General features: G+C 56.6%; 9 protein-coding genes and 4 pseudogenes. 7 read left to right on the top strand and 6 right to left on the bottom strand.

The window, feature by feature from the left end:
* Together GM30_RS20790 and GM30_RS20785 are read left to right on the top strand one after the other, a co-directional pair.
* Nucleotides 1-219 (top strand): tRNA-binding protein (locus tag GM30_RS20790; RefSeq protein WP_274519070.1); only part of this gene is annotated, 219 nt, incomplete at its 5' end.
* A gap of 73 nt (nt 220-292) precedes the next feature.
* Nucleotides 293-748 carry an alpha/beta hydrolase family protein gene (locus GM30_RS20785; protein ID WP_049850143.1) on the top strand — a complete coding sequence of 152 codons (456 nt, stop codon included), beginning with the start codon at nt 293-295 and terminating at the stop codon, nt 746-748.
* A 53-nt stretch (nt 749-801) separates the two neighbouring features.
* Here GM30_RS20785 and GM30_RS20780 read toward each other — a convergent pair whose 3' ends face one another.
* Genes GM30_RS20780 through GM30_RS20770 form a run of 3 tightly spaced genes read right to left on the bottom strand, consistent with a single transcriptional unit; the run spans nt 802 to nt 2,548 of the window.
* Nucleotides 802-1,002, bottom strand: a complete 201-nt coding sequence (locus GM30_RS20780; RefSeq protein WP_038156962.1) for a YpfN family protein — start codon at nt 1,000-1,002, stop codon at nt 802-804.
* Nucleotides 1,003-1,027: 25 nt separating this feature from the next.
* The gene (gene dapE, locus GM30_RS20775) at nt 1,028-2,155 is read right to left on the bottom strand and encodes a succinyl-diaminopimelate desuccinylase (RefSeq protein WP_049850142.1); all 1,128 of its coding nucleotides are present in this window, start codon (nt 2,153-2,155) and stop codon (nt 1,028-1,030) included.
* 33 nt (nt 2,156-2,188) lie between these two features.
* Nucleotides 2,189-2,548, bottom strand: coding sequence for an ArsC family reductase (locus GM30_RS20770; protein ID WP_049850141.1), 360 nt, complete (start codon nt 2,546-2,548; stop codon nt 2,189-2,191).
* A gap of 350 nt (nt 2,549-2,898) precedes the next feature.
* Between GM30_RS20770 and ypfM the strand changes: the two genes are divergently transcribed.
* On the top strand, nt 2,899-2,958 hold the full coding sequence (gene ypfM, locus GM30_RS26420) for a protein YpfM (protein ID WP_001386977.1): 60 nt from the start codon (nt 2,899-2,901) through the stop codon (nt 2,956-2,958).
* A gap of 289 nt (nt 2,959-3,247) precedes the next feature.
* Here ypfM and acrD read toward each other — a convergent pair whose 3' ends face one another.
* On the bottom strand, nt 3,248-6,346 hold the full coding sequence (gene acrD / locus GM30_RS20765; protein ID WP_049850140.1) for a multidrug efflux RND transporter permease AcrD: 3,099 nt from the start codon (nt 6,344-6,346) through the stop codon (nt 3,248-3,250).
* Nucleotides 6,347-6,677: 331 nt separating this feature from the next.
* On the opposite strand from acrD, the pseudogene aegA reads away from it, so the two are divergent.
* The 3 genes and pseudogenes from aegA to GM30_RS20750 form a co-directional block, all read left to right on the top strand.
* Nucleotides 6,678-8,667 (top strand): annotated as a pseudogene (aegA, locus tag GM30_RS20760) (formate-dependent uric acid utilization protein AegA).
* 57 nt (nt 8,668-8,724) lie between these two features.
* On the top strand, nt 8,725-9,300 hold the full coding sequence (gene nudK / locus GM30_RS20755) for a GDP-mannose pyrophosphatase NudK (protein ID WP_049850139.1): 576 nt from the start codon (nt 8,725-8,727) through the stop codon (nt 9,298-9,300).
* A gap of 129 nt (nt 9,301-9,429) precedes the next feature.
* Nucleotides 9,430-10,241 (top strand): annotated as a pseudogene (locus GM30_RS20750) (DUF1176 domain-containing protein); the annotation flags it as partial.
* Here the strand turns inward: GM30_RS20750 and tkt are convergent.
* Nucleotides 10,176-12,147 (bottom strand): annotated as a pseudogene (gene tkt, locus GM30_RS26825) (transketolase); the annotation flags it as partial. The pseudogenes GM30_RS20750 and tkt sit on opposite strands and share 66 nt — an antisense overlap.
* A gap of 247 nt (nt 12,148-12,394) precedes the next feature.
* On the opposite strand from tkt, the gene maeB reads away from it, so the two are divergent.
* The gene (maeB, locus tag GM30_RS20740) at nt 12,395-14,674 is read left to right on the top strand and encodes an NADP-dependent oxaloacetate-decarboxylating malate dehydrogenase (protein ID WP_049850138.1); all 2,280 of its coding nucleotides are present in this window, start codon (nt 12,395-12,397) and stop codon (nt 14,672-14,674) included.
* 9 nt (nt 14,675-14,683) lie between these two features.
* On the opposite strand, the pseudogene GM30_RS20735 reads toward maeB, so the two are convergent.
* A pseudogene (locus tag GM30_RS20735) lies at nt 14,684-15,162 on the bottom strand (coproporphyrinogen III oxidase); the annotation flags it as partial.

Raw genomic sequence — 15,162 nt, 5'->3', positions numbered from 1 at the left:
CTGAATCGTCTGTTGCTGAATGTCGAGTTGTCGCTTCCGCTGCTGCGCGGGCGATTGCAGCGGCAGAGCGAAGCACAGCTTTGTCACGATGCCGGGCTTAGCGGGCGCAAGGCGCTGCTGGTGCGGCTCCGTCAGGAAACCGCGCAGGCGCTGATGGCGCTTGATGAGTCACGCGCCAGCCAACGCCGGACATTGGTGCAGCAACTGCAATTTTTTTAACGAACTCATTCAGTTAAATGGCATGGTCATTTTCAGGCTGAGTTCTACAATGGCAGGCACTAAGGAGACCGTCATGAAACATGAACATTTTGTCGTCCAGAGCCCTGCTAAACCCGCACAGCAGCTGTTGCTGTTGTTTCACGGCGTGGGTGATAACCCGGTGGCGATGGGNATCATGTCGCTGGAGGGGGTAAAAGCCGAGCCGAATCTGGCCTCGCGGGTGATTGCCTTTAATGGCCGTTTCGCGACTTTACCGACCACAGCAACGACCGCCACGACGGTGCACTTGATCCACGGCGGTGAAGACCGGGTGATTGAGTTGACCCATGCGGTGGCCGCACAGGATGCGCTGTTAAACGCCGGGGGCGACGTCACGCTGGATATTGTCGACGACCTCGGACATGCGATTGACGAGCGCAGCATGCAACTGGCGATCGACCATTTGCGCTATACCGTGCCGAAGCATTACTTCGATGAAGCGCTGAGCGGCGGTAAGCCCAACGATGACGATATTATCGAGCTGATATAAAACACCCNNAGCTGATATAAAACACCCGGCGCATAGCGCCGGGCAGGTCTGAGTCACTTCTTCGGCTGGTCTTTGTTCGGCCAGTCGTCTTCGTCATCCCACTTATCGTTAAAGTCGCGATGCGGGGGAAGCTCCGGTTTGTTGGCAAGAAACTTCTTGTGGTCGACCCGGCTGAGATCCTTAATCACGTTAATGATGACCCCTACCAGAAACACCAGCACCAGTATCCACCAGTATTTTGCCAGCCATTCCATGTGCGTTACCTCTTAGTCTGAATTGTTAAGCGACGAGCTGTTCCATGATGCGCTGATACATGCGGGCAAGAAGCTGCAGATCGGCGGCGTTAACGCATTCATTGATTTTATGAATGGTCGCGTTCACCGGCCCAAGCTCAACCACCTGCGCGCCCATCCGCGCGATGAAGCGCCCGTCGGATGTTCCGCCCGTGGTCAGCAACTGTGGCTTAATTTCATTATAGTGCTCAATGGCATTGACTACCGCATCCACCAGTTTTCCGCGTTCGGTGAGGAACGGTTGACCGGACAGCCACCAGTCTACGGTGTAACGTAGCTGATATTTTTCCAGCAGCGCGACGACCTGGGCTTTGATCATTTCATCGGTCAGTTCGGTGCTGAAACGGAAGTTAAACTGCACGAACAGATCGCCAGGAATAACGTTGTTGCTGCCGGTACCGGCCTGAACGTTGGCAATCTGCATGCTGGTTGGCGGGAAAAATTCGTTGCCGTGATCCCACTCAATCCCCACCAGTTCGTTCAGCCACGGCGCGGCGCGGTGCACCGGGTTATCAGCGAGATGCGGATAGGCGACGTGACCCTGCACGCCATGAATGGTCAGATTGCAGGTCAGCGAGCCGCGACGGCCGTTTTTCACCACGTCGCCCATTACCGCGGTGCTGGACGGTTCGCCCACCAGGCAATAATCGAGGCGTTCGCGGCGCGCCATCAGCGCTTCAACCACTTTCACCGTGCCGTTTTTGGCGGAAGCTTCTTCATCAGACGTGATGAGAAACGCCAGGCGGCCTTTATGGTTCGGGTGTTGGGCAACGAAACGTTCAGCGGCAACCACCATCGCCGCCAGCGAGCCTTTCATGTCGGCCGCACCGCGACCGAACAGCATGCCGTCGCGGATCGTCGGTTCAAACGGCGGGTTGATCCAGCGGTCAGCATCACCAGCCGGGACGACATCGGTATGACCGGCAAACGCCAGCGTTTCGCCGTTTCCGCGCCAGGCCCAGAAGTTCTGGGTGTCGCCAAAGTCGAGATGCTCGACGGTAAAACCAATATGACGCAGGCGTTCAATCATTAACGCCTGACAACCCGCATCATCGGGGCTGAGAGAGGGGCGGCGAATAAGCTGTTGGGCCAGCTCGATGACCGGGCACGACATAGACTACACCTCACATAAAAAAGTCATCATTATTCAGCAACGATTCTGAAAATGAGTCTGGTAACTGGAATCACTGAAACCCAGCAGCATAGGCTGCCCGGGCGCGCAGAGCAATGGGCGTTTGATAATTGCTGGCATTTCGAGCATTAACGCGGCGGCCGCATCGGCGTTGTCGATCCCGGCGCGGACGGATTCGTCCAGTTTCCGCCAGGTGGTGCCGCGGGTATTGAGCAGCGCTTCCCAGCTTAATTCTGCGATAAAACTGCGTAACAATGCATCGTCCAGTCCATCAACGCGGTAGTCGTGAAAGCGATAGTCGATCTGATGTGCTTCCAGCCAGCGGCGGGCTTTTTTGATGGTGTCGCAGTTTTTGATGCCGTACATGACGATCATGTTTAATCCTTTTGTTTTTGTGCAGGTAAATTCGTCAGATTATTCGAATAGTAAGGAGGCGAAGAATAATACCTGAAAGTATTAGCCAGGCATAATTTCTCATTAATGGTTGCATGTTAATGCAGCGGCTAAAATAGGTACAAGTGTACGCTGAAAAAAACTCAGATAATCCGCCGTCAGCAGTATTTCAAAATATTGCTGTAAGTCACAATAAATTTAAACCGGTCGGTTCATATTTATCTCAACCAGCACCTGTTCCGCTGGCTTCGGTAATCAAAGTGATTGGTTTAATGATCTTCACATTCACAATCAATTTACGTAGACTACTGAGAATTATAAGAGAGGTCGTTATGATTGAACGTGAATTGGGGAACTGGAAAGACTTTATTGAAGTTATGCTTCGTAAATGATTCCGGAAAGATAAGCAATGGTACAGAATATGTAAAATATTCTGACTTAAATCGAATCAGATAAAAGGCGGCCCGATAATGGCCGCTTTTTTTGATATATATTCTGAATGAGAGCCTATCCCATTAGGCTATTTTATTTGCCAGTTTGCCCTTGGGCAGTGCTCGAAATCCTCACGTACTACGTGTACGCTCCGGTTTCTCCGCGCTGTCCGTGGCCAAACTGCCTGCATCAATAACGCCTACTGGGATAGGCTCTAAGAAGTAAAGATGACCCGAAAGTCGCCTCGTGTTATTTCTTCCGTTCCCGTAACGGGAAACGTCGCCGCACCAGCACGAAGAACAGCGGGACGAAGAAGATAGCGAGGATCGTCGCGGAAATCATCCCGCCCATTACGCCCGTTCCCACCGCATGCTGGCTGCCGGAACCGGCGCCGGTACTGGTCGCCATCGGCAGTACGCCGAAGATAAAGGCCAGCGAAGTCATCAGAATGGGGCGCAGACGCTGACGACAGGCTTCCAGCGTTGCGGTCATCAGATCTTCCCCTTTCTCATTCATTTCGTTGGCGAATTCCACAATCAGAATGGCGTTCTTCGCCGACAAACCAATGACCGTCAACAGCCCCACCTGGAAATAGACATCGTTTTCCAGCCCACGCATCCAGGTGGCCAGCAGCGCGCCGATGACGCCGAGCGGCACCACCAGCATCACGGAGAACGGTACCGACCAGCTCTCATACAGTGCCGCCAGGCAGAGGAACACCACCAGCAGGGAAACGGCATACAGCGCCGGAGCCTGCGCCCCGGACAGGCGTTCCTGATAGGACATCGCGGTCCATTCGAGGCCGAAACCGCCCGGAAGCTGGCGAACCAGGTTTTCCATAATGTCCATCGCGGTGCCCGTACTGACGCCTGTTGCCGCTTCACCGACCACTTCTACCGCTGAATAGCCGTTATAGCGTTCGAGGCGCGGTGAGCCGGTTTCCCAGTGCGAGGTGGCAAAGGATGAGAAGGGCACCATCGTGCCGCTGGCGTTGCGCACGTACCAGAGGCCAATATCATCAGGCAACATGCGGTATTTGGCGGCGGACTGCACGTAGACTTTTTTCACGCGACCGCGATCCATAAAGTCGTTAACGTAGCTTGAGCCCCACGCGGTTTGCAGCGTGTCGTTGATGTCATCGATAGAAACCCCGAGCGCCTGCGCCTTGCGCTGATCGATATCAATCTGCAATTGAGGGCTGTCATCCAGACCGTTGTGGCGCACGCGCGTCAGGCGATCGTCTTTGGCGGCCAGTTCCAGCAGTTGATCACGCGCGGCCATCAGCGCGTCATGCCCGGCACCGGCGTGATCCTGCAGCTCCATATCAAAGCCCGCAGAGCTGCCAAGCCCGCTGATGGCCGGTGGGTTGTTGGCAAAGACCCGCGCTTCGTTGATTTTGGTGAAGGCTTTGGTTGCCCGCTCGATGATGGCAAACGAGGTGCCGGTTTTGGTGTCGCGCTGATCCCAGTCTTTCAGGCGGATAAACATTCGCGCCACGTTCTGCCCGTTACCGCCAGGGCCGGAGCCAACGGTGGCGAATATGGACGCCACATTCTCTTTTTCATGGCTGAAGAAATAGTCCTCGACTTTCTCCACCACTTTCAGCGTCTGCTGCTGCGTTGAGCCACTCGGCAACTGAATGGAAGTCAGGAACATGCCGCGGTCTTCCTGCGGCAGGAAAGAGGTCGGCAGACGTAAAAACAGTACCACCATCGCGCCCAGCAACAGGACGTAAATCAGCATCCAGCGCAGGCTGCGGTGCAGAATTTTACCGACGTAGGTTTCGTNGTGAAAATGGCGGTAAACCCAGCCGAAGAAGCCGCGCTGTCCGTGATGCTCGCCTTTGTTGAGCGGCTTGAGCAGCGTGGCGCAGAGCGCCGGGGTAAGGATCATCGCCACCAGCACCGACAGCACCATCGCAGAAACAATGGTCACCGAGAACTGTCGGTAAATCGCCCCGGTGGTGCCGCCAAAGAAGGCCATTGGAATAAATACCGCCGACAGCACCAGCGCAATCCCCACCAGCGCGCCCTGGATCTGGCCCATCGATTTGCGCGTGGCATCGCGCGGCGACAGGCCCTCCTCGCTCATAATACGTTCCACGTTTTCCACCACCACGATGGCGTCATCCACCAGCAGACCGATGGCAAGCACCGTGGCGAACATGGTGAGGGTATTGATGCTGTAGCCGAAGGCGTAGAGGACGGCGAAAGTCCCCAGCAGCACCACTGGCACGGCGATGGTCGGGATCAGCGTGGCGCGGAAATTTTGCAGGAACAGATACATCACCAGGAAAACCAGAAATATCGCTTCCAGCAGGGTTTTCACCACATCGGTAATCGATGCTTTGACGAACGAAGTGGTTTCATAGGCGATTTTGTATTCCAGCCCGTGAGGAAAATACTCGGACAGCTCGTTAAGCCGCGCGATAACACGTTCCGCCGTCGCCATTTCGTTGGCGCCGGAGGCGAGTTTAACCCCCAGACCGGAGGCCGCGTTGCGGTTGTAGCGGCTCAGATAATCATATTTTTCCGCCCCCATCTCAATGGTGGCGACATCGCCCAGCGTCACGACAGAACCGTCTTGGTTCACGTGCAGGGTAATGTCCCGGAACTGCTGTGGCGTTTGCAGCAGCGACTGCGAGTTGATCGTCGCGTTCAGCGCCTGTTTGTCCACCGAGGGCGTGCCGCCCAACTGACCAACGGCAATCTGCGCGTTCTGCGAAGAGATGGCGTCGGTGACGTCCTGCGTCGTCAGTTGAAAGCTGTTGAGTCTGGTGGGATCGAGCCAGATACGCATCGAATACTGCGAACCGTAGGCGTCGATGTCGCCGACGCCGTTAACGCGGCTCAGCGGATCCTGAATGTTACTGGCAACATAGTCGGCAATATCCTGCTTATCCATGCTGCCGTCTGTCGACACAAAGGCGATGGTCAGAATATTCGTGTCGCCGGTTTTGCGCACCGTCACCCCCTGCGTCTGTACCGCCTGCGGCAGCTTACGCATCGCTGACTGCAACTGGTTTTGTACCTGCTGCACGGCTTCATCCGGATCGGTCCCTGCGGCGAAGTTCAGTGTAATGCTCGCCTGACCCGTTGAGCTGCTCTGTGACGACATGTACATCAGGTTATCGAGACCGGTCATGTTCTGCTCGATCACCTGGGTAACAGTATTCTCCAGCGTCTGTGCGGAAGCGCCCGGGTAGTTGGCGTTGATGCGCACGTTAGGCGGCGCAAGGTCGGGATATTGTTCAACCGGCAACGACAAAATGGCCAGCGTGCCAGTTAAGCACAACAGAATGGCCAGTACCCAGGCAAAAATGGGGCGATCAATAAAGAAATTCGCCATTGGAATCAGGACCTCATAATGCGTGTTTTATAGTTATCACGTTCGTCGTCACACTGTAGCCGTAAGGGCTGAAGCAATCGTGGAGAAAAAAAGGAGATAGTGTAAATAATCATGCGACTTTACCGCGTGTCCATACATAACCTTATCTTCGCCACACAAGCCCCTTGTAGCATGGTGGATGAAACGTAGTTTCATTGCAGCGGAAATTTTTTGATCTGCCACAGGGAACCGGGAATTAATGCCGTTTTATGGGCAAATGAACATTGTCGGACCTGCATTCGTCGGTTAATACAATAGCCTTATCAGGTGAAGGGTAAATGTCAGGGATACTATGAACCGATTTATTGTGGCAGACAGCCAGAAATGCATTGGATGTCGCGCGTGCGAAGTTGCCTGCGTCATGGCGCATAACGGCGAGGCGCATGTCTTAACGCCAGCGCGCTATCAGCCGCGTATTACCGTGGTAAAAAATGAATCGCAGCGCAGCGCGGTCACTTGTCATCATTGCGAAGACGCCCCCTGCGCGCGTAGCTGCCCGAACGGTGCTATCAGCCTGCGTAACGACAGCGTGCAGGTGAATGAGCAAAAGTGCATTGGCTGCAAATCCTGCGTGGTGGCCTGCCCGTTCGGCACGATGCAAATCGTGGTGGCGCCGGTTGCCAACGGCAAAGTCAAAGCCAGCGCGCACAAGTGCGATCTCTGTATCGATCGCGAAAACGGCCCTGCCTGTGTCGAGAATTGCCCGGCGGGTGCGCTGCAGGAATTCGGTACTGACGCGCTGATCACGCTCTCCCGCCAGCGCCGTCTGCGTACCGCACGGCAGGAGACGCAGGCCTGGCACGCCGACGCGCCAGCCGTACCCGCGCAGGTTTCCGTCACGCTGGCGGAAAAAATGGCGAAAACGCCGCTGCGCGTTGAGCCGGACAAGCTCGACCTGGCGTCGCGCAAAACCGGTTTCGCCGAGATTTATCTGCCGTTTCGCGCCGAACAGGCCCGGCAGGCGTCACAGCGTTGCCTGAAATGCGGCGAACACAGCGTCTGCGAATGGACCTGCCCGCTGCATAACCATATTCCTCAGTGGGTGGAGCGCGTGAAGCTCGGTGATATTGACGGCGCGGTGGTGCTTTCGCATCAGACCAATTGTCTGCCGGAGATCACCGGGCGCGTCTGCCCGCAGGACAGGCTCTGCGAGGGTGCCTGTACGCTGCGCGATACACAGGGCTCCGTCTCCGTTGGTAACATCGAACGCTACATTTCCGATCAGGCGCTGGCGAAAGGCTGGCGGCCTGATTTATCTCACGTTACCGCGACGGGCAAACGCGTGGCGATCGTCGGCGCGGGACCGGCCGGGCTGGCCTGTGCCGATCTGCTGGTGCGTCACGGTGTTGAACCGGTGGTGTTCGATCGCCACCCGGAAATTGGTGGGCTACTGACCTTTGGTATCCCGGCCTTCAAGCTGGACAAATCATTACTGGCGCGTCGGCGGGAGATTTTCAGCCAGATGGGTATCCGTTTTGAACTGAACTGCGAAATCGGCCGCGACATTCAGTTGCAGACGCTGCTGGACGACTACGACGCCGTGTTTGTCGGCGCGGGTACCTACCGCTCGATGAAAGCGGATCTGCCGAACGAAGACGCACCTGGCGTGTACGATGCGCTGCCGTTCCTGATCGCTAATACCAAACAGGTGATGGGCCTTGAGGCGTTGCCGGACGNNGGGGGAGCCATACATCAATACGGCAGGGCTCAACGTGGTGGTGCTGGGCGGGGGGGATACGGCGATGGATTGCGTGCGCACCGCGTTGCGTCACGGCGCCAGTAAAGTGACCTGCGCCTACCGTCGCGACGAAGCCAACATGCCTGGCTCGAAAAAAGAGGTGAAGAACGCCCGCGAAGAGGGGGCGGAATTTGAATTCAACGTGCAGCCGGTGACGCTCGAACTCGACGACGACGGCCATGTTTGCGGCGTTAAGCTCCTGCGCACCCGCATGGGCGAACCGGATGCCAAAGGGCGTCGCCGTCCGGTGCCCATCGAAGGCAGCGAGTTTGTGATGCCTGCCGACGCGGTGATCATGGCGTTTGGTTTCCATCCGCACGGCATGCCGTGGCTGGAGCTGCAGGGCGTGAAGGTCGATGACTGGGGGCGCATCGCGGCGAACGTGGAAAGCCGCTATCCGTATCAGACGACTAATCCGAAAATTTTCGCCGGTGGCGATGCGGTTCGCGGTGCCGATCTGGTTGTCACTGCTATGGCGGAAGGGCGTCACGCGGCGCGTGGCATCCTCGACTGGCTGGAGGTGAAATTCTCTCAAGTGCATTGACGACAAAGGGGTTCCACGGCGTAGTATGGTGATACCTGTTACTGCTGTGGAACCGTCATGTCGCTCTCGATTAACGTCATCAAAGATAAAATCCTCTCCGAAAACTACTTCATTCTGCGCAATATCACCTACGACTTAACCCAGAACAACGGCGAGACCGTACGTCATAAGCGCGAAGTGTACGATCGCGGCAACGGCGCGACCATTCTGCTCTATAACCGTGAAAAACAAACGGTGGTGCTGGTGCGCCAGTTTCGTGTCGCCACCTGGGTGAACGGCAACGAGGACGGGATGCTGATCGAAACCTGCGCGGGGCTGCTGGACGATGACGAGCCGGAAGTCTGCATTCGCAAAGAGGCGATTGAAGAGACCGGTTTTGAAGTTGGCGAAGTGCATAAACTGTTTGAACTGTATATGTCACCCGGCGGCGTGACGGAACTGATTCATTTCTTTATCGCGGAATATCATGAGGGACAGCGGGCGAATGCCGGTGGCGGTGTGGAAGACGAAGCGATTGAGGTGCTGGAAATCCCGTTCGTCCAGGCCTTGCAGATGGTCAAGCGTGGCGAAATCCGCGATGGTAAGGCGGTGATCTTGCTGCAATATTTACAAAATTCGTCGTTAATGTCTTGATTTTAATAAAAAATAGATCCCCGTTTTTGCAGGGATCTATCCGATAAATCCGATTGAGTGCTACCGCTTCGCCAGTGAAGATACCGTCTCAGTGTGTTGATGCTTTTTTCTTCTGGGGTAGTACCGTCCATGCGCTATCGCGTTTTCCTTATTTTGCTTATCGGCTTGCTGCCGGCGTCATTGACGTGGGCGGCACCAGCGCAGCAGGTATTTACCGACTGGCTGGTCACCTGCAATAACCAGAATTTCTGCGTCGCGCGCAATATCGGATTACACCACGGGCTGGTCATGACCCTGAGCCGCAGCGCCGGAGCGCACACCGACGCGAACCTGCGTATCGAACTGGGCGGGCTCGACGATCCGCCTGCGAAAATGCCTGCCATCGCCTCCCGGCTCATGCTGGACGGCTCGCCGCTCAAACCAGGCGGCGAGCACTGGCAAATGACCCCGTGGCATCTCACCACCAGCGACAGCGCCACCATCAACGCTTTTCTGCAGCATGTGCAGGACGGGCAGGCGATCACATTAGATAAAGGATTACAGGCCATCTCCCTGCAGGGGCTGAAGGCCGCGCTGTTGTTTATTGACAGTCAACAAAAACGCGTGGGCAGCGAAACCGCCTGGATCCGCAAAGGCGACGATCCGCCGCTCAGCGTACCGCCCGCGCCTGCGCTGAAAAGCGTGGCGACTGGCGCATAAACAACAGCCAGTGCTCGCTCGATCCGATGCGGCGCGAAGTGTGGGTGACGGCGCTGACCGATGACAAAGCGCTGATGATGCTGAGCTGCGAATCCGGTGCCTATAACACCATTTACCGCGCGTGGACTGTCTCCCGCCAGAAACCCTTTGCTTCGCACCCGGTCAGGCTGCGNNACTTTTTTCGCTTTTGCGACCACGTTTTCGACAGTAAAGCCGAAGAACGGGAACAGCTTATCGGCGGGTGCCGATTCACCATAGCCCGTCATGCCGACAATGGCTCCTTTCAGGCCCACATATTTGTACCAGTAATCGACAATCCCCGCTTCGACCGCGACGCGCGCGCTGACGTTTGACGGCAGCACCGACTCGCGATACGCCTCGTCCTGCGCATCAAACACGTCCGTAGACGGGAGCGACACCACGCGTACGTTCACCCCTTCGGCACGCAGTTTTTCCGCGGCCAGCACGGTGATCTCCACTTCCGAACCGGTGGCGATCAGGATGATATCTGGTTTGCCACCTGCGTCTTTCAGTACATAGCCGCCGCGCGCAATGTCCTGCACCTGCTCCGGCGTGCGTTCCATCTGGGTGAGGTTTTGCCGCGACAGGATCNNGGCCATTGTGCCGTTCCACCGCCGCCTTCCACGCCACCGCGGTTTCAACCTGATCGCAGGGGCGCCAGGTGCTGAAATTCGGCGTCATACGCAGGCTGGCGAGCTGTTCCACCGCCTGGTGCGTCGGACCATCTTCACCGAGCCCGATGGAGTCATGGGTATAGACCATGATCTGCCGCGCTTTCATCAGCGCTGCCATCCTGGCAGCGTTACGGGCGTATTCCACGAACATCAGGAACGTCGCGGTATAAGGCACAAAACCGCCGTGATGGGCGATGCCGTTGGCAATGGCTGTCATGCCGAATTCACGCACACCATAGTGAATGTAATTGCCGGCCGGATCGTCTTTCAGCGATACCGATTCTTTCCAGATAGTCAGGTTGCTGGGCGCGAGATCCGCCGAACCGCCAAGCAGCTCCGGCAGCAGCGGGCCGTAGGCATTGAGGGCGTTTTGCGACGCTTTACGGCTGGCGATTTTCGCCGGTTCCGACTGCATCTTCTCAATGTATTCCTGCACCGTTTGCGACCATTTTTCCGGCAGGCCGCCGCTCATACGACGTGTAAATTCAGCGGCCAGATCCGGATAGGCTTTTTGATACGCCGCCAGTTTTTCTTTCCATGCCTGCTGGGCTTTTTCGCCTTTTTCCTGGGCGTTCCAGCCCTGGTAGATCTCTTTCGGGATCTCAAACGCCGGGTGCTTCCAGCCCAGTTTCTGCCGCGCCAGCGCGACTTCTTCTTCACCGAGCGCCGCGCCGTGCGCCTCTTCCTTACCGGCCTTGTTCGGCGCGCCAAAACCGATCACGGTGCGGCAGATGATCAGCGACGGTTTATCCGTCACGCTCTGCGCTTCCAGAATCGCTTTTTTCACCGCCTCCGGATCGTGGCCGTCAACGTCGTTAACCACGTGCCAGTGATACGCCTCAAAGCGTTTTGCCGTGTCGTCGGTAAACCAGCCTTTAGTTTCGCCATCAATCGAAATGCCGTTGCTGTCGTAAAAACCGATCAGCTTGCCGAGACCCAGCGTACCGGCAAGGGAACTGACTTCATGGGAAATGCCTTCCATCAGGCAACCATCGCCCATAAAGACCCAGGTGTAGTGATCAACAATATCGTGCCCCGGGCGGTTAAATTGCGCCGCCAGTGTACGTTCGGCAATCGCCAGCCCGACCGCGTTCGCCAGCCCCTGACCGAGCGGGCCGGTGGTGGTTTCAACGCCCGGCGTATAGCCCAGTTCCGGGTGCCCCGGCGTTTTGGAATGCAGCTGGCGGAAATTTTTCAGCTCGTCCAGCGGCAGGTCGTAGCCGGTCAAATGCAGCAGGCTGTACAGCAGCATCGAGGCGTGGCCGTTGGAAAGAATAAAGCGGTCACGGTCGTACCAGTGGGGGTCGGTGGGATTGTGTTTGAGAAAGTCGTTCCACAGGACTTCGGCGATATCCGCCATGCCCATCGGTGCGCCCGGATGGCCGGAATTGGCCTTCTGAACGGCATCCATACTTAAGGCGCGTATCGCGTTAGCAAGCTCTCTTCGGGACATAATTCACTCCGTCGCTTTGGTTTAAATTCGTGGTAAACCAGACAAAAAGCATAGCAGACGAGACTGGCAATGCCGCGAAGACCCGGTAACATAGATAATCAAAATTAATAACAAGCAAACGTTTCTTTCAACAAGTATGGCGGCCATCAAAGTTTATGGCTCCGGCAGGAGAGATACTCAGGCGTCAGTCGAGGAGACGTAAAAGCGCATTTCCAACCAAGAAAACGATACGTGAAAGGAAAATCTAATGGATGACCAGTTGAAACAAAGTGCCCTTGATTTCCACGAGTTTCCGGTTCCGGGGAAAATTCAGGTCTCGCCGACCAAACCCCTCGCCACGCAGCGCGATCTGGCGCTGGCATACTCGCCAGGGGTGGCGGCACCGTGTCTGGAAATCGAAAAAGATCCGCTGAAGGCTTACAAATATACAGCGCGCGGCAATCTGGTTGCGGTCGTGTCCAACGGCACGGCAGTACTGGGACTCGGTAACATCGGCGCGCTCGCGGGCAAGCCGGTCATGGAAGGAAAGGGTGTCCTGTTCAAGAAATTCGCTGGTATCGACGTCTTCGATATCGAAGTGGATGAGCTGGATCCTGACAAGTTTATTAACGTCGTTGCTGCCCTCGAGCCGACCTTTGGCGGGATTAACCTCGAAGATATCAAAGCGCCAGAATGTTTTTACATTGAGCAAAAGCTGCGCGAGCGTATGAATATTCCGGTTTTCCATGACGATCAGCATGGGACCGCAATCATCAGCACCGCCGCCATTCTTAATGGCCTGCGCGTGGTTGAGAAGAAACTCTCCGACGTGCGCATGGTGGTTTCCGGCGCAGGTGCCGCAGCCATCGCCTGTATGAACCTGTTGGTGGCGCTGGGGATGCAGAAACACAACATCGTGGTCTGCGATTCTAAAGGCGTTATCTATAAAAACCGCGAACCGAACATGGCCGAAACCAAAGCAGCGTACGCGGTGGAAGACAACGGCAAGCGCACGCTGGATGATGTCATCGAAAATGCGGACATTTTCCTCGGCTGCTCCGGCCCGCGCGTGCTGACGCCGGAAATGGTTAAGAAGATGGCCCGTGCGCCGCTGATCCTGGCGCTGGCCAACCCGGAACCGGAAATTCTGCCGCACCTGGCGAAAGAAGTGCGTCCTGACGCGATTATCTGCACCGGACGTTCTGACTATCCGAACCAGGTCAACAACGTGCTGTGCTTCCCGTTCATTTTCCGTGGCGCGCTGGACGTCGGCGCCACGGCGATCAACGAAGAGATGAAGCTGGCGGCGGTTCATGCGATTGCCGATCTGGCGCATGCCGAGCAGAGCGAAGTGGTGGCGTCCGCCTACGCCGATCAGGATCTGAGCTTTGGCCCGGAATACCTGATCCCGAAACCGTTCGATCCGCGTCTGATTGTCAAAATCGCACCGGCGGTGGCGAAAGCGGCGATGGAATCCGGCGTGGCAACGCGTCCGATTGCGGACTTCGACGTTTACATCGATAAGCTCAGCGAATTCGTCTACAAAACCAACCTGTTTATGAAGCCGGTATTCTCGCTGGCGCGTAAAGATCCGAAACGTGTGGTGCTGGCGGAAGGGGAAGACAACCGCGTACTGCATGCCACGCAGGAGCTGATCACCCTGGGTCTGGCGAAACCGATCCTCATCGGTCGCCCGAGCGTGATCGAAATGCGCATCCAGAAACTCGGTCTGCAGATCAAACCGGGCGTTGATTTTGAAATCGTGAATAACGAATCCGATCCGCGCTTTAAAGAATACTGGAACGAGTATTACCAGCTGATGAAGCGTCGTGGCGTGTCGCAGGAGCAGGCACAGCGGGCGGTGATCAGCAACACCACCGTGATTGGCGCCATTATGGTACATCGTGGTGAAGCGGATGCGCTGATCTGCGGCACCATCGGCGATTATCACGAGCATTTCTCAGTGATCCAGCAGCTGTTTGGTTATCGCGACGGGGTGAATACCGCCGGGGCGATGAACGCACTGCTGCTGCCAAGCGGCAACACGTTTATTGCTGACACCTACGTCAACGACGATCCTACGCCGGAACAGCTGGCGGAAATCGCCCTGATGGCGGCGGAAACCGTGCGTCGCTTTGGTATCGAACCGCGCGTGGCGTTGCTGTCACACTCGAACTTCGGTACCTCCGATTGCCCGGCTGCGCTGAAAATGCGTAAAACGCTGGCGCTGGTGCGTGAACGCGCGCCGGATCTGATGATCGACGGGGAAATGCACGGTGATGCGGCGCTGGTGGAAAGCATCCGCAACGAGCGTATGCCGGACAGTACCCTGAAAGGTTCCGCTAACATTCTGGTGATGCCAAACATGGAGGCAGCGCGTATCAGCTATAACCTGCTGCGCGTATCCAGTTCTGAAGGGGTGACCGTCGGGCCGGTGCTGATGGGCGTGGCGAAACCGGTGCATGTGCTGACGCCAATTGCCTCGGTTCGCCGTATCGTCAATATGGTGGCGCTGGCCGTGGTGGAGGCACAGACTCAGCCGCTGTAAGTCGCGGCGTCAGATCCAGTCGCGGACTTTAATAAACTCACTCAGGGCAGCCTCCGGGCTGCCTTTTTCAGGTTCAAAGCTGCGGTTTGCAGGCCGAACAGCGTGCCTCTGTCCCATACCAGGTTAAATTCGACGTAGCGCCCGCGGCGGTAGAGCTGGAATTCGCGCTCGCGCTCACCGAAGGGCATCGCCTTACGCCGCTCAACGATGGGCAGGTAAGCCTCTGCAAAACCGTTGCCCACCGCCTGAAGACCAAACCCGCCGCCAAACCACCATACCGGATCGGCACCCGGTTTTTCAGCGATAAAAAAGCGCACGTTAGCGTGGCTGGTAGGGACATACGGATTGTGCGGATGGATGACCAGCGAAACGCCCATCGCCTCAAAGCTGCGCCCGGCGAGTCCAGGGCGATGCGCGGAGGCGGAGGCGGGCATCGCATCGCCGTGAACGTGAGAGAAATTGACGCCAGCCTGCTCGAACACGCCGCC

The sequence above is a fragment of the Trabulsiella odontotermitis genome (genome assembly GCF_001188485.1).
In the GTDB taxonomy this organism is placed as follows: Bacteria; Pseudomonadota; Gammaproteobacteria; order Enterobacterales; family Enterobacteriaceae; genus Trabulsiella; species Trabulsiella odontotermitis_A.
The sequence above is the reverse complement of the archived record's forward strand: the minus strand, read 5'-3'. Positions and strand labels throughout refer to the sequence as shown.